Annotated in this window: 17 protein-coding genes; 6 read left to right on the forward strand and 11 right to left on the reverse strand. The window is 59.0% G+C overall.

Annotated features, from left to right (window positions below; all coding sequences use genetic code 11):
• Positions 1-129: 129 nt before the first annotated feature.
• Complete coding sequence (zwf, locus tag Q2941_RS01890) at positions 130-1,638, reverse strand: glucose-6-phosphate dehydrogenase (protein ID WP_458191429.1); 1,509 nt, start codon at positions 1,636-1,638, stop codon at positions 130-132.
• A gap of 84 nt (positions 1,639-1,722) precedes the next feature.
• Positions 1,723-2,175 (reverse strand): hypothetical protein, encoded by a 453-nt coding sequence (locus Q2941_RS01895; protein WP_458191430.1) that lies wholly within the window; start codon positions 2,173-2,175, stop codon positions 1,723-1,725.
• A 61-nt stretch (positions 2,176-2,236) separates the two neighbouring features.
• On the opposite strand from Q2941_RS01895, the gene Q2941_RS01900 reads away from it, so the two are divergent.
• Positions 2,237-2,461 carry a hypothetical protein gene (locus Q2941_RS01900; RefSeq protein ID WP_458191431.1) on the forward strand — a complete coding sequence of 75 codons (225 nt, stop codon included), beginning with the start codon at positions 2,237-2,239 and terminating at the stop codon, positions 2,459-2,461.
• Between the two features lie 59 nt (positions 2,462-2,520).
• Here Q2941_RS01900 and Q2941_RS01905 read toward each other — a convergent pair whose 3' ends face one another.
• The 3 genes from Q2941_RS01905 to Q2941_RS01915 are packed head-to-tail and all read right to left on the reverse strand — an operon-like array spanning position 2,521 to position 5,605.
• Positions 2,521-4,203, reverse strand: a complete 1,683-nt coding sequence (locus Q2941_RS01905) for an FAD-dependent oxidoreductase (protein WP_458191432.1) — start codon at positions 4,201-4,203, stop codon at positions 2,521-2,523.
• Between the two features lie 38 nt (positions 4,204-4,241).
• Positions 4,242-5,057: a universal stress protein gene (locus Q2941_RS01910; RefSeq protein WP_458191433.1), complete on the reverse strand. Its 816-nt coding sequence runs from the start codon at positions 5,055-5,057 to the stop codon at positions 4,242-4,244.
• 59 nt (positions 5,058-5,116) lie between these two features.
• Positions 5,117-5,605 carry a DUF1931 family protein gene (locus Q2941_RS01915; protein WP_458191434.1) on the reverse strand — a complete coding sequence of 163 codons (489 nt, stop codon included), beginning with the start codon at positions 5,603-5,605 and terminating at the stop codon, positions 5,117-5,119.
• A gap of 321 nt (positions 5,606-5,926) precedes the next feature.
• Here Q2941_RS01915 and Q2941_RS01920 point away from each other — a divergent pair, with 321 nt between their 5' ends.
• Positions 5,927-6,130: a hypothetical protein gene (locus Q2941_RS01920; RefSeq protein ID WP_458191435.1), complete on the forward strand. Its 204-nt coding sequence runs from the start codon at positions 5,927-5,929 to the stop codon at positions 6,128-6,130.
• Between the two features lie 97 nt (positions 6,131-6,227).
• Here Q2941_RS01920 and Q2941_RS01925 read toward each other — a convergent pair whose 3' ends face one another.
• On the reverse strand, positions 6,228-7,157 hold the full coding sequence (locus tag Q2941_RS01925; RefSeq protein ID WP_458191436.1) for a lactate/malate family dehydrogenase: 930 nt from the start codon (positions 7,155-7,157) through the stop codon (positions 6,228-6,230).
• A 619-nt stretch (positions 7,158-7,776) separates the two neighbouring features.
• Here Q2941_RS01925 and Q2941_RS01930 point away from each other — a divergent pair.
• Genes Q2941_RS01930 through Q2941_RS01940 form a run of 3 tightly spaced genes read left to right on the forward strand, consistent with a single transcriptional unit; the run spans position 7,777 to position 9,057 of the window.
• Positions 7,777-8,274, forward strand: a complete 498-nt coding sequence (locus Q2941_RS01930) for a hypothetical protein (protein WP_458191437.1) — start codon at positions 7,777-7,779, stop codon at positions 8,272-8,274.
• Entirely contained in the window at positions 8,157-8,699 is a 543-nt protein-coding gene (locus Q2941_RS01935; protein ID WP_458191569.1) for an alcohol dehydrogenase catalytic domain-containing protein, read from the forward strand. The genes Q2941_RS01930 and Q2941_RS01935 overlap by 118 nt, the downstream gene beginning before the upstream one ends.
• Before the next feature lie 25 nt (positions 8,700-8,724).
• On the forward strand, positions 8,725-9,057 hold the full coding sequence (locus Q2941_RS01940; RefSeq protein ID WP_458191438.1) for a zinc-binding dehydrogenase: 333 nt from the start codon (positions 8,725-8,727) through the stop codon (positions 9,055-9,057).
• A 175-nt stretch (positions 9,058-9,232) separates the two neighbouring features.
• On the opposite strand, the gene Q2941_RS01945 is transcribed toward Q2941_RS01940, so the two are convergent.
• The 5 genes from Q2941_RS01945 to Q2941_RS01965 form a co-directional block, all read right to left on the reverse strand.
• Complete coding sequence (locus Q2941_RS01945) at positions 9,233-10,093, reverse strand: SDR family oxidoreductase (protein WP_458191439.1); 861 nt, start codon at positions 10,091-10,093, stop codon at positions 9,233-9,235.
• A 222-nt stretch (positions 10,094-10,315) separates the two neighbouring features.
• Positions 10,316-10,741, reverse strand: coding sequence for a DUF3775 domain-containing protein (locus Q2941_RS01950; protein ID WP_458191570.1), 426 nt, complete (start codon positions 10,739-10,741; stop codon positions 10,316-10,318).
• Positions 10,742-11,095: 354 nt separating this feature from the next.
• A complete protein-coding gene (locus Q2941_RS01955) occupies positions 11,096-11,446 on the reverse strand; it encodes a DUF5335 domain-containing protein (RefSeq protein WP_458191440.1) in 351 nt (116 codons plus the stop codon).
• A gap of 383 nt (positions 11,447-11,829) precedes the next feature.
• Complete coding sequence (locus Q2941_RS01960) at positions 11,830-12,264, reverse strand: PPC domain-containing DNA-binding protein (protein ID WP_458191441.1); 435 nt, start codon at positions 12,262-12,264, stop codon at positions 11,830-11,832.
• Positions 12,265-12,345: 81 nt separating this feature from the next.
• Positions 12,346-12,906, reverse strand: a complete 561-nt coding sequence (locus Q2941_RS01965) for a type 1 glutamine amidotransferase domain-containing protein (RefSeq protein WP_458191442.1) — start codon at positions 12,904-12,906, stop codon at positions 12,346-12,348.
• 597 nt (positions 12,907-13,503) lie between these two features.
• Between Q2941_RS01965 and Q2941_RS01970 the strand changes: the two genes are divergently transcribed.
• Positions 13,504-13,959: a DUF2267 domain-containing protein gene (locus tag Q2941_RS01970; protein ID WP_458191443.1), complete on the forward strand. Its 456-nt coding sequence runs from the start codon at positions 13,504-13,506 to the stop codon at positions 13,957-13,959.
• Positions 13,960-13,970: the final 11 nt, after the last annotated feature.

The following is a 13,970-nucleotide window of genomic DNA, read 5'->3' on the forward strand; positions in this document are numbered from 1 at the left end:
TCGTCGAAGCAAGACTGCCGGTGCTCATATCCCTTGAAAGGCGATGAGTAAGCGGATCTACCGTATCGCGGTCGACACTGGTTCCTGGCCCACAACCGTTCGGCGGCTGGTTCCCCAAGCGCATCGCCCTCAGAGCTTCCGCCAGCTTCGGCCATCGCGCTTCAAAAGCTCGAATGCGCCCGGGGGCCCCTCGCTGCCCGCAGGATAGAATTCCAACCCCTTGGTGCCCACTCTCTTCCAGGCATCGAGGAAAGGCTGAACCGCCCCCCAGCCGGCTTCCACGCCGTCGGCGCGTTGAAACAGAATGTTGTCGCCGATCATGCAATCGTAGATCAAGGTCTCATAACCTGTCGCGGGCTCGGCCTTGAAGTAATCCTTGTAAAGAAACTTCATTTGTACGCCGTCGATCCTGATCACAGGTCCTGGCAGCTTGGTGTTGAATTGCAGCGTGATGCCTTCGGTCGGCTCGATGCAGATGACGAGATAGTTCTCAGCCAGTTGCTCGACGGACGTGTATCGAAACATCGCAAACGGCGCTTCGCGGAATTTGATCGCCACTTCCGTGCGCTTCATGGCGAGCGCCTTGCCGGTGCGCAAATAAAAAGGGACGCCGGCCCAGCGCCAGTTGTCAATGTTCAGTTTCATCGCGACGTAAGTCTCCGTGGCGCTGTCCGGCCTGACATCCGGAGTCTTTCGGTAACCCGGGATCTCGGTGTCGCCGATTTTCCCGGCAGTGTACTGGCCGCGCACGGAGTTTTTCAGCGCTTCCTCTTCGCTCTGGGTCTGGATCGCCGCCAGCACCCCGTCCTTTTCCGAACGCACGTTATGGGCGTCGAAATGTCTCGGCGGCTCCATTGCGATCAGCGATAACAGTTGAAACAAGTGATTCGGTACCATGTCGCGCAGCGCGCCGGTCGCGTCATAAAAGCTACCGCGGTGGCCAACGCCGAGCTGCTCATCCACAATGATCTGCACGTGATCGATGTGATGGCGGTTCCAGATCGGCTCGAACATTCCGTTGGCGAAGCGCAGCACCAGGATGTTCTGGACGGTCTCTTTGCCCAGGTAATGATCGATTCGGTAGATCTGGTGTTCGTTGAGGATGTTCAACAATTCCGCATTCAGCGCGCGCGCCGATGCCAGATCCGTCCCAAACGGCTTTTCGATCACGAGCCGCCGCCAGGCGCCGTGATCCTCCTTCAACAAGCCGAGACGGCCGAGTTGGCGCACGATCGGTGCGAAGGCATCGGGCGGTGTCGCCAGATAAAACAGCCGATTGCCCCCTATGTCGCGCGCGGCTTCCAGCCGTTCAAGCTGCTCCCTGAGACGGTCGAAAGAAGGGTCGTCGCTGGGATCGGCCTCGACAGAGGTGATGCATTCCAGAAGATGATTCGCGACCTTGTCTTCCACGGGGCGGGTTGCGAACTGATGCAGGCCCTTCATTAGGCTCTCGCGCAGCGCTTCGTTCGACATGCTGCAGCGCGCGACGCCGACGACGCAGAATCTTTCCGGCAATAGTTCGGCTGCCGCCAGATTGTAAAGCGAAGGGATCACCAGCCGGTTGGTCAGGTCTCCCGTGACACCGAAGATGATAAGGGCGCAGGATTGCGGCTTCTGCTGGGGCTGGAAGTTTCTCACAAACGGCTGACCGTGGGGTTAACGATATCACGTCGCCCTCTGCGCCTGGGGCGGGAGCAACACCAATTATCCGCCCCAGGCTTATCAGGCCTGCTGAGCAGCTTCGATTTCAACGCGGTCATCCTGCTCGGCCGAATAGACAGAAGCGTGCTCAGCGTGAGCCCCCCTCTCCTTTGCCAGCCGGGTGGCGGGCAATTGAAGCACCCGAGCATGCTGTCCTTTCGACAGGAGATTCACAAGAACGATGGTGCCGTCGGGAAACAGCAGGCCATCGTGGTGCTGCTTTGGCGGTTTCGGTTTGATCACGCAGAATTGGGCGACACGGAAGCCTACGCTCTTGGTCAACAACCAGTTGCGATTGTATCTCACGTCCTGCTCGAATCCGAGCTCAGTGCCGGGCAGCAGACAAATGGCGACAGTGGGTTCGTCTTTGGCGGCAAAGCCGCGGGTCGATGTACCGCAGAAGCTGGTCGACACCAAACTCTCTCCAACCTTTGCGGGGCGTGACGTAACGGCATGTAGGCTGTAGTCGCACATGGATTTTCTCCGCTGGTTTTCCTGACCCGACCGATGATGCCGCAAACCGCCGAGCTATCCCTTGACCGCCGTCAAGATATTGGTGGCTTGTTTGGAAATCGCGACCGCCGGGGATGGTGGCTCTCATGATCGCATTCGAACAGCTGCTCAAAGCTGCGGCAGCAGCTCGATGTCCGAACAGATCGGATCCGATCCACCGGTGCCGACCTTGCGACGGTCAACTTCGCAAGTCGTGGCCGCGCTACATCTCGGCACCCCGCCGTTCACCGCGGTGATGGGACTGTAAGTGCGTTTGCGGCTTCGTGCGCGTCTTGACTGGCGCTTCGTTCCCTCTCACGTCGCACCTCAAGCGCCATTGCAGCCTGGCCCTTGGCAAGCAAGCGCAATGTGTAGCTCCGCGCCGACGACGGCACCCTCACCGATCGCAGCACCCACGCGCTTGACCGACCCGGATCGGACGTCGCCGGCGGCGAATACACCGCGTACGCTGGTTTCGAGCAGCAGCGGGCGGCCAACCCCACTCTTCGAGCGGATGCTGGAGGGAATGTCCCATCCCGTCAGCACAAAATTCTTGCTGTCCAACGCGATCCCGGCGTCCTTGAGCCAAGCCGTTGCCGGGTCCGCGCCGATGAAGAGGAAGAGGTGGCGGATTGGCTTCTCAGTTTCTTCGCCGGTCGAGCTGTTGCGCCAGCGTACGCGCTCCAATTGCCCTTCCCGGCTGCCATAAAGCGCGACCACCTCCGTGTGAGTCAGCACCTCGATATTGTCGAGATTCGCGATCCGGTCGATCAGGTAGCGCGACATGCTCTCCGCGAGGCTTGGTCCACGGACCAGCATCCAGATTTTTTTTGCGAAGTTACGCAAGAATACGGCGGCCTGGCCCGCCGAATTTCCGCCTCCGACCAGAACGATCTCCTCGTCCCGACACAGGCGTGCCTCGATCGGCGAAGCCCAATACCAAACGCCGCGCCCCTCGAAACTCGGTAGATTCGGCACGTTGAGGCGACGGTAGCGGGCGCCGGTCGCAACCACCACCGTCGAGGCCCTCACACGCCGGCTATTCCCCAGGCACAGCGTGATCGGCGCGCCGCTCACATCGAGCCGCGATATGCCCGCTGGGATCACCATCCGCGCGCCAAATTTCTGGGCCTGGACATAGGCGCGGGCGGTGAGCGCCTGGCCGGAAATGCCGGCGGGAAAACCGAGATAGTTCTCGATCCGCGCGCTGGCGCCGGCCTGCCCGCCGAAGGCACGGGCGTCGAAGACGACGACCGACAAGCCCTCTGATGCCGCATAGACCGCCGTCGAAAGGCCCGCCGGGCCGGCGCCTACGACCGCGACGTCATAGGTTCGGCTCTCGTCGTCGATCGGCACCATTCCGAGCGCGCGCGCCAGCTCTGGCTCGCTCGGATTTTTCAGGATCGTTCCTTTCGGACACACGGCAAGCGGCAGGTCTGCCGAATTTGGAGCATATTGCTGAACAAGCTTCGCTGCGTCGGCGTCCTTTGCTGGATCGAGCAATTGATGTGGATACGCATTGCGGGCGAGGAAGCCTTGCAGACGCACGATGTCAGGGCTCGATTCCGCGCCGATTAGGACCGGACCACCGGCGCCGGCCTCGACCAGCGCGACGCGGCGGAGGATCAAAGCCCGCATGATCCGTTCGCCGAGTTCGGGCTCCCCAATCATCAACGCGCGTAGATTTTCCGGCGGGATCAAGAGCGCTTGGACATCGTCGATGGCGTGAACATCGACAAAGGCAGGCTGGCCTGACAATTGTCCCACTTCGGCGACGAATTCGCCGGGTCCCTGCTCCACAATCGGGGCGCAATGGCCTAGCGGATCGCGCCTGACGACGCGCACCGAGCCCTTGATCAGCACACACATGCCCGGCGCGACTTCTCCGGTCACGAACAGCGCTTCGCCGGCATGGTAGTACCGCACCGTGCCGAAGCGACGAAGACGATCGATTTCATGTGGCGTAAGCTTGGGAAACATTTGCTCGCGGCGGCTATCAATCGTCGGCATCTGCAATCTCGCTATCGGGGGCAGGGTGCAATGTGTTCCTAGTGCGCCATCAACAGCGGGATAGGCGCTTCATGCATCAGGCTGTAGGTCACCCCGCCGAGCAGCCGCTCGAGCAGGCGCATATGACTATATCCGCCCATGACAATAAGGTTCGCCTTCCGGCGCTCGGCCTCCGCCATCAATTGTGGCCCGACTTCGCTGGAGCGGCACTTGATGCGATGCAGGCTGGCCTCGATTCCATGATGCCGAAGATGATTGACGGCATCGATCCCCATCACGGCTTCCTCCTCGGTAGGCTTTTCGCCGGTCGCAACGATGACCGACACTTTTTCCGCCTTGTGCAGAAATGGCATCGCTTCGGCAAGCGCACGAGCCGCTTCCCGGCTCCCGTTCCAGGCGACCATGATGCGGTCGAAGGCGATCTTCGGCCGCTCCGTCTCGGGAACAAGATAGACGTTCCTACCCGAGCCGAACAGCACGCCTTCGACGAGCTTCTCAGGATCCATCGCGCCATTGGGACGAAGCGCCACGAAGGTGTCGGCGGAGCGCGCCTCTCGCGCGGCAATTTTGGCAACGTCGTCGGACAGGACATCGAACCGCCGGATCTCGACCACCCGATCCAGCATTCGCAGCCGCTTGGCTAGCGCCTCCTCCATCGCATCGCCAGTTTCGCGCGCATGCTCGACGATCGCGGCGGTGGTGTCGCCCTCGATCGGCCCCGGCAATGGCAGAACGTTGAGATACAACCCGATCACCACGCGGGTCTCGAGCCGCCGGGTCATATCGGCGACGGCTGCTAGGCGAATTTCATCGGAGGCGCCACCGTCCAGCCACACCATCACATCTCTGATCATCGCTCTCTCCTCGCTCACGACAGCCGTCGCGATGTTTGGCTACTCTGCCGTTCGCGCAGCTACAGCAGCAGATCGAAAATACGAAAGCACTTCCGCCAGTGCTCGCTCGATGGATTCTTCAGCCCGGGATCGATGATGTTGAACGTATGCGCGAGCGCGACACTCAGACCTCCCGCGATGTCCGGTAGGCGAGTCTCGATATCCTCACCGTAAGCAAGGTCAAGCGGTGGGCGCGTGGCGAGGCGGTCGAGGATCGGCCGCAACTCGATCTCTTCGTCGAGCCTGTCGAATTCATGGATGCATTCCTGCAGTCCCTTGGTAATCGGCAGGTCGAACGGCTCAAACAGCACACGGCCATTCGCCTTGGCGGCCGCCTGGGCCCGCAGCAGGAGATCATAAAGTTTTTGGTTGACGAAATCGCTGTAGCGCTTGAGGTCCTGCTTGTCGACATCGAGGCTGGCGACGATTCGAAAAAATCGCTCGAATCTCGCCACGCTCATAACATGGCTGGTGAGCGGCTGGTTCGATTGCACGGCGGCGATCATCATGGCAGCGGTCTCCTCGCCTCATGATGCCGTGCGCAGGCCGGCTCCCCTTGATGGTCGTCAGTTTCGCGCGATTTTCTCGCACGGACATGAAATTGATCTCTATCACGGCGCCTTCCTCGATGTTGCAGCATCATGGTGGTGTGCACTTCAGCGCAGGTCACCATCGCGCGGCTGTCCTAATGCGGGTTTACCCTCGAAAGGAGGGAACATAGACGAGGCCACCACCGTTGAGGCAGCGCGCGCGTCAGGCAGACGGCGGACACCAACACGCTGTTCCAGCCATACCAGTGGGTCCTTTTCAGGCTGCCGCATCGAATGGTCATGGCGTCGTTGACCCGCTCGCGGGCGCGCCAACCGGGCAACGTGCCGAGCTCCCTCGCGGCCTGTTACGACTACGACGCGCAGCGTGCATCTGCAGCCCTGATCGTGAGCGAGGCAACACAGCTGTCGATGCAAGGCCAGGGTTACGCCTGGACTCCCGGCACGGACGCCACAAGCAGGTGGAGGCATGGCGTCAGGTCATGAGAGCGGTGCACCAGGCTGACGGATTGATCTTCAATCAGCTCTGGCATGCCGGGCGCATTTCGCATCGGGCGCTGCAGCCCAACAATATGCTTCCCGTCTACCGACGACCTAGCGACCTCCTTAAGTTAGCCGCGCCCAGTTCCAGCGCCCGCTGCTCCTCGACGGACATCTCCGGCTCGAAAATCCGAAGCACGCCCTCGCGCCCGACAACGCTTGGAAGTGAGAGAGTGACGCGAAACTTGTCGTTATAGCTGCCGATCGGAATCACCGCTCGTTCATCGCGAAGAATAATTTCCGCGATCCGCGCCGCAACGATACCAATGCCAAACTGGCTCGCGTCGTTGCCTTCGATGATAGAGATATTCGCGTAACGAACGTCTGCCTCGACCTGCCTGCGCAAACTGTGAGACACTCGGCCACGAATTCCGTCCAGCTCGCCGATCGGCACGCCGGCGATCCGGGCGGTTGACCAGAGGAATACCTGCGAGATCCCATGTTCGCCGACCACCTGCGCCTCTACCTGATTGGCATCGATGCCGAAATGCGCCGCCAGATGAACGCGGAAACGCAAGGAATCCAAAAACGTACCGGTGCTTAGCACGCGATCATGGCTTACGCTTGCGCGCGCAATATCGGCGAGCGGATCCGGCGGATCGGTCACGACCAATATCACCGCGCGAGGCGCGGCGTGCACAATGCGCGGAACGATCTCGTGATAAATTTCAGCATTCTTGTCGAGCAACCGCAACCTGCCCTTGGGATCGCTGCGATCGGTGGCGCCGCCCTCCTTTTCATTGATGCCGGCGGCAATCATAATCAGCTGGGCATCGGCAAGCTCTTCATAGTTGCCATCAACGATGGTGGTCTTTGGGCAGAGCGGCGCTCCGTAACGAAGATCGGTGGCGACCGCCCTCGCCCGCTTAGGCGCTCGGTCCACGATCACAATCGTCCGGGCACTCCCCCGTACCACCATGGCAAAAGCACAGGAACACCCCACCCTGCCTGCTCCAACGACTCCGACTTTCATGATCGAACCTGCGTTCCAAAGACCATCAACTGATGCCCGCACACGAGTGCATTATTTGTCGATCGCGTGAACGCCGGTTCGCAATGTTCGCTAGCGTTCGATGACTTAACAATCGAGGCTATCAAAATGTCTGAGCAGGCTTCATGCGGATACAATCTCCGCATGCTTTACGCAACAAAACTGGACAGGCCGGCCTAGGCGGAAGCGGGCGGGCCGGAAAGTATCGCAAGAGCAATGCATATTTTCCCGAGCCTCATAGGAACTTCCTTCGCTGCTGGCATCGCAAGGAGCATGAACTCCGCAACGGCTTCAAGCATTGACCATCGTCAATGAACAGGTCCTCTCGCGAGCGCCTCGAATGTCAATCGGCGCAGGCTTGATGCGTCTTCCGTCGACAGTGATGTCGATCAACTTGGGCGCGGCCGGTCGCAATTCCACAGCCTGTGATGAACAAGCAAATAGTCCCACCCCCTCCTGCTCGCCGAATAATACGGACGAATTGATGGCTATCAAGGGATCTGGGAAGTAACAGTCTTAGTTTTCGATACGCATATTGGGGCTCGGCCCCATCCTGTCGTCCGGCAGGCGCTCGATCGGGTTGGCTGGAAAATCGCCGAGATTGGACGCATCGAGACGAGGCCTCTGCATCGATCACCATCGTCCTGACCGGCAGCTTGGGCTCGCTCAGGATGTCGTCAACGTCGAGTGCGGCGCCGTTGCCCACGGTTGTCCGATCGGAGCGCCCGGCGCGGTTCTGACCACTCGCCTCCTCTGTGCAATGAAACGCGACAATGTCCAGGCGCAGCGTGGCAACGCTGGGCACCGGTCGAAGCTATGGCATCGCCTGATGCTCGAAACGATTCACTCGATTGGCAAGGCGCTGGTATACCAAGGGCCCAGAAAGAAGGCGCTTGAGATCGCCCAAAGCCGAAGATTGCCGCGCCAACGGACGCCATCGTCAAGATCGTCAGGACGACGATTTGCGGAACAGATTTGCACATCCTCAAAGGCGACGTGCCGACCTGTACACCATGCCGTATCCTTGGCCACGAAGGCACCGGCATCATCGAAGAAGTCGGCGCCACCGTCACCGCCTTTCGGGCCGGCGACCGCGTGATTGTGTCTTGCATCTCGTCCTGCGCAAAATGCGACTACTGCCGCCGCGGAATGTACTCGCATTGTGTCAACGGGGGCTGGATCCTCGGCAACACGACCGATGGCACCCAGGCCGAGTATGTCCGCATTCCCTTTGCCGAAACCAGCCTATACCGCACCCCCTCCGGAACGGATGAGGAAGCATTAGTAATGCTGAGCGATATCCTGCCCACCGGGTTCGAATGCGGCGTGCTCAACGGCAAGGTTCAACCCGGAGCAACCATCGCGATCGTCCGAGCCGGCCCGATCGGGCTTGCGGCGTTGCTGACGGCTCAATTCTACTCACCGTCGGAACTCATGGTGATCGACTTTGACGACAACCGGCTCGAAATGTCGTCCCGCTTCGGTGCGACGACAACAATCAACAATGACAACAATCAACAATAGGAATGGCAAGGCGGCCGAGAAAATCATGAAGATGACCGACGGTCGTGGCGTCGATACCGCGATCGAAGCCGTCGGCGTTCCCTCGAGCTTTGTCACTTGCGAGAACATCGTGGCGCCTGGTGGTGTCATCGCTAACATCGGCGTCCATGGCGTCAAGGTAGATCTGCATCTGGAACGCCTATGGGACCGTAACATCGCGATCACGACAAGACTCGTCGTCACAACGCCGATGCTGCTCAAGACTATACAATCACACAAGATCGATCCCAAGCGACTGATCGCGCACCACTTCAAGCTCGACAAGATCATGGACGCCTATGCGACGTTTCGGCGAGGCGGCCAAGACGAACGCTCTTAAGGTCATCATCTCAGTAGCCGACGCTTGAAAGATAATCTAGGTCGACAAGGTTGACGGCGGTGCGAGATTGATGGCGCGCAAAAGCCGAAAAGTTCGGCTCCCTGCGCGAACTGGCTCGCCACCGAGGGCTGAAGGCAGTTTGTTGGCAAGGTTCCCGAATGGATGAAGAGAGCGATCAGATAAACGGCTTCCCGCCCGTCACCGCAACAGTTGTTCCTGAAGTGTAGCTCGACAGCGGGTCCGCCAGCATGACAAAAGCCGTTGCAAGTTCGGCGGGCTGCCCTGCCCGCTTCATTGGGACCTGCTCGCCGAAATTCCCCACCGCTTGTTCAGGCATGGTCGATGGGATCAGCGGCGTCCAGATCGGTCCGGGCGCCACGGCGTTGACGCGGATTCCCTTCTTGGCGAGCATCTGTGCAAGACCTCCAGTGAAGTTTTGGATCGCCCCTTTGGTGGTCGCATAGGCGAGAAGGATCGGGTTCGGCGCGTCCGCATTGATCGATGTAGTGTTGATAATTGCGCTGCCGGGCTTCATGTGGGGCACCGCGGCCTTGGTTAGATAGAACATCGAATGGATATTCACCTCAAAGGTCAGTTGCCATTCCCTGTCACTGATCTCGCTAATGTCCTCGAATGTCGCCTGATGGGCTGCATTGTTGGCAAGTATATCTATGCCACCAAGTTCGTCGACAGCGTGTTTGATGATGGAGCGGCAATGCTCGGGATCACTAATGTCGCCGGCGATCAAGATCGCCTTACGCCCCTCCTTCTCTACCAACGCTTTGACCTCCTGCGCATCGTCGTGCTCGATTAGATAGGCGATGAGGACGTCGGCACCTTCGCGCGCATAGGCTATTGCCACCGCACGTCCAATGCCGCTGTCGCCGCCCGTGATTACAGCCCGCATGCCTTTCAACTTACCTGAGCCCCTGTAGCTGTACTCGCCATGATCCGGACGCGGGTCCATCTTGGCGGTCCAACCGGGTACGGGCTGTTTCTGATTCGGGTAAGGTGGCTTCGGATAGTCAGGCAACATAGATGATCTCCTCTTTCGCGTAACCACCGCCTTTCGCGTAACCACCGCCGATAGGGCGCAGGCGCTTTTTCTTGACGTTCGTCAACATCGCAAGGGTATCCTTAGGCTTCCGTGACAGGAAGTTTGATCCCTGTCATTGTATTTCCTTCACCTCTGCTGTCGGGGTAACGGCGCCGGATGCATCATCGCGATCATCCCTGTTTCGGCTGTCGATTGTGCTTATCAGGGCGTGGGGGCCTCATCGACCCAGGATATTCCGAACTTGTCGAGGCCCTCGGCCAGGAGATCGCCCAACAGCGGTTCGCCGAGCAGGTAACGCACGGTCTCCCAACGCGGATTGCGGTATCCGTTCCGCCGTTCAGCCGCCTGGCTACGCAAATCTTCCCACTCGTCGATCGTGCCATCGCCCCGTCCGAGCCACATCAACGCGACGAGGTCGATCTGCTCGTCCTCGTTCAAGGCCCTAATGAAGCTCGCCATCTCGGCAGCGACAGCGTCGCAGCCATCGTCCTGCAATACGTCGACTTCAGCATCGTCAGCAGGATTCGATCCGGACTCCTCATCCGCCGGCAAGTCCTTGACATCAAACTCCTGCGCTTTTTCGATCAAAAAGCTGACCTTTTCGCGTGAAACGGCTAGCTCGGGCATCGCTTGCTCCTTAGTAGCGCGTGCTTCGATCAACGCGCCGGACCGCGAGATGATCCATTGCGCCATACCGCAGAAATTCGTCGCTTGCCGGCCCGCTCGAGCGGCACGTCCCGCCAATCATCTATTGGGATCGATTGACAGGTTCGTGGAGTTGATGGCTGAGGTCTCGGCATCCGTTCTGAACGGCGCTTGTGCGAAGAGGTCCCTGTTTGAAACGACGACGCCTCAGCATATGCTACTCCTGTTGGAGCGCGTCTGGGTTCTCATCGCGAGCAGATGCCCGATTGATGATCGCAGCATTCTGCGCGCTCCAAAGCATGGGCAATCGTTTGTTTCTTTGTATTAGTGGAACGATCAGCCCGCTTTTGCTACAGATGGTGCCGGCAGCATCAGAGGATTTCTGAGGACGACGATCTGACGCACGCCGTCCGCGTCGACAACCTCGAGGCTGGACAACTCCAGACCTTCTCCTTCGATGTATATTTCTCTGGGTTTGTGGATCAGATGATCATGTCCTTCGAGCACGAGCGAGATTAGGTCGTCCCTTGGATCATAGGAAATCCCAAAGAACGGTAGCCAGTGCACCTCGATCTGATCACCAAGCTTAAGCGACGCCACCTCGATCTCGACACGTTTGCCGCCCAGTGCTTTTGATATGAGATCGAAATAGACGATCCACTGCGATTTTTCGAGTTTCTTTGCCATTGTTCGTAGTCTCCGAGTTAGATTCCGACGGATTCCCGACGCCAGTAGCTGGCAGCCCGTTTCTACGCGCTGACAACGATCAATTTTCCACGAAGTTTGCCGTGCCAGCACAACGCATCCCGTCGAAGCCTACCTCGATCATCTCAAGAAGTGATCTTCGTTATCTAACGCGCGATAGCACAGTTCGACGCCGTCTTCGGTGATCAAAGACGCCTCAGATGGTCAACTTCCGAATTTGCGCAACTGGACGCTTGTGAGTGCGGCTCAAGATCTCAGTACCGCACTAATTTTTTTCGCATCAGAAACGACTGAGCTAAAGTGCGATCAAACCTTCGATCGCTGACGAAAATGCAATGAATTAATGGACTGATTCATCCTCCCGCTCAGAGATCGAGGAGGGCGATCCCGAGATCGGGGCGCTTTTTCCGCCGCATATGCTTGACTGTTTCGTTGATCGTGACTTCCAGCGTCGGCCGCACTGAACCTGACAGGAAGTGGCCGCCGCGCACGGAGCCATCCTGCAGACCAAGCACCGCGTGGAGGTGAAGGCTGGCCGTGCCGCTATCGCTCTCCGCCACATCGCCGATCAGGCTGAGGACTTCGCATTGCTCGTTGACAGCGATCCGCTTGTAGCTCTTAGCCGCGAGTTCGAACCAGCCAACCTCGGCATGAGCGAAGGCACCGATCGCCGTCACAGCGGCGCCGCTGACCTGCTCCTTGTTCGCGAAATCGGTGATCGCCCCGAACGCCTCCTCTCCCTGGTCGAGGACGAGGACAAATGACCGCTCCGAACCGACAGTGACGGATTTTGCTTTCATCTCTTATTCCCGAGCGCGTTTGGGTCTAGCCTCCGGCTGCGACTGGTCAGTTGATTGGCCTGAACGCCAACAACACGGCGGTTAGGCTACGCTCCGCCTGACGTGGCGGCCTTCCTTGACCTCCTCGATGATCTTCGCGCTGAACGCTTCGAGGTCACCCGGGTTGCGCGACGTAATCACGCCCTGGTCGACCACGACCTGGGAATCCTCCCATTTTGCGCCGGCATTGATGACGTCGGTCTTGATCGACTTGTAGGACGTCATCTTCCGTCCCTTCGCGATCCCGGTCTCGATCAACAGCCACGGTGCGTGGCAGACCGCGGCGACGATCTTTTGGGCGTCGAAAATCTCCTTGATGAACTTGAGGGCCTTCGGTTCGACCCGCAGCAGGTCGGGATTGATTTGCCCGCCCGGTAGCACGATGGCGTCGTAGTCCGACGATGAGACTTGATCGAGCGACTTGTCGACCTTCACCGGCCGACCCCAGTCCTTCATGTCCCATCCCTTGATTTCGCCGGCGGTCAGCGAAATCACCTCGACGGTTGCACCCGCTTTCTTCAAACGGTCGCGAGGCACTTCAAGTTCGGATTGCTCGAAGCCATGGGTGGCCAGGATCGCGATCTTCTTGCCTTTCAGATCCATCAGGAAACTCCTTCAAAAGAGCTCCCTATCAATCGGCTTTGCGCGCTATCGTTCCTGCGGCTTCAAACGCGCAGCTCGTTATCTGATTGAGGTACGAAGCGATCGACTGTCCTGGCAGAGGCCGGATCATCACCCTTTCGATGGCCGAGGTAGACGCTATCCCATTGTTGCGTCGAGCACAAAGCCAGCGGTCGCCGGAGTCCGCTTGCGCATAGGGCATTCTTTCCAGTGAGTCCCCAGCGGTGGTTGTCCACTCCCTCAAGTACTCCAGCCAACGCGGTTCTAAATTCTGAGCGACAATGTTGATACCTGTCAATCAAGGTAAGAAATACATGAACCTGTGTATCCGTGCTGCCTCGTTGCGCATTGAACATTGCCTGCGTCTCTTATGGAGGGCCGGGCCGGGCGTCACCTAGAACTCCTTGCAAAAACCGTCACTGCGCACGTGCTTGCGATCTGGACGAATGCAGCGAATTGACACCCATCAAGGCGGCCCAGGCGGGCGCGCGCAGAATCTTGCAAATCTTGGGGGCCGTGACCGACCACTTCGGCTCGACCCGCATTTGGAATGTCCGCATTCAATCCGGAAGGTGTATCATGAGCTTGACCGGCCTAGAGGTGTTTGACGAAACGCTTCACAAGACGAACACGTGGCTCAAGGAAATCGGAGAGATGCTGGGCTCCGATCGTCACGAGGCCTATCAGGCGTTGCGAGCGGTGCTGCATTGCCTGCGCGACCGCTTGACAACCGATGAGGCGGCTCATCTCGGCGAACAACTCCCGATGTTAATGCGCGGTATCTACTACGAGGCGTGGCGTCCGGCGGGAAAGCCGGAAAAGATTCGATCACGGGACGAATTCCTAGCCTGGATTGACACGCGCCTCCCCAACACAGCGCTCATCAACCGCGAAGATGCTGTACGTGCCGTCTTCCAGACACTTGAGAACCATGTCTCCGCAGGAGAAATCGGCCACGTAGTTCAGTCTCTGCCGAAGGAGATCCGCGCGCTTTGGCCAGTCACCTGGGCGTCGTCTGGCCCTGTCGCAAAGTAGGCAGCCGAGCC

It is taken from the genome of Bradyrhizobium sp. UFLA05-153 (assembly GCF_054185185.1).

Coding starts and splice junctions, on each gene's coding strand:
- Q2941_RS01895 (WP_458191430.1), bottom strand. CDS start 2,175: ATGTGCGACTACAGCCTACATGCCGTTACGTCACGCCCCGCAAAGGTT.
- Q2941_RS01960 (WP_458191441.1), bottom strand. CDS start 12,264: ATGAAAGCAAAATCCGTCACTGTCGGTTCGGAGCGGTCATTTGTCCTC.
- Q2941_RS01970 (WP_458191443.1), top strand. CDS start 13,504: ATGAGCTTGACCGGCCTAGAGGTGTTTGACGAAACGCTTCACAAGACG.
- Q2941_RS01940 (WP_458191438.1), top strand. CDS start 8,725: ATGAAGATGACCGACGGTCGTGGCGTCGATACCGCGATCGAAGCCGTC.
- Q2941_RS01945 (WP_458191439.1), bottom strand. CDS start 10,093: ATGTTGCCTGACTATCCGAAGCCACCTTACCCGAATCAGAAACAGCCC.
- Q2941_RS01965 (WP_458191442.1), bottom strand. CDS start 12,906: ATGGATCTGAAAGGCAAGAAGATCGCGATCCTGGCCACCCATGGCTTC.
- Q2941_RS01915 (WP_458191434.1), bottom strand. CDS start 5,605: ATGATGATCGCCGCCGTGCAATCGAACCAGCCGCTCACCAGCCATGTT.
- Q2941_RS01925 (WP_458191436.1), bottom strand. CDS start 7,157: ATGAAAGTCGGAGTCGTTGGAGCAGGCAGGGTGGGGTGTTCCTGTGCT.
- Q2941_RS01950 (WP_458191570.1), bottom strand. CDS start 10,741: ATGCCCGAGCTAGCCGTTTCACGCGAAAAGGTCAGCTTTTTGATCGAA.
- Q2941_RS01920 (WP_458191435.1), top strand. CDS start 5,927: ATGGCGTCGTTGACCCGCTCGCGGGCGCGCCAACCGGGCAACGTGCCG.
- Q2941_RS01955 (WP_458191440.1), bottom strand. CDS start 11,446: ATGGCAAAGAAACTCGAAAAATCGCAGTGGATCGTCTATTTCGATCTC.
- Q2941_RS01910 (WP_458191433.1), bottom strand. CDS start 5,057: ATGATCAGAGATGTGATGGTGTGGCTGGACGGTGGCGCCTCCGATGAA.
- Q2941_RS01905 (WP_458191432.1), bottom strand. CDS start 4,203: ATGCCGACGATTGATAGCCGCCGCGAGCAAATGTTTCCCAAGCTTACG.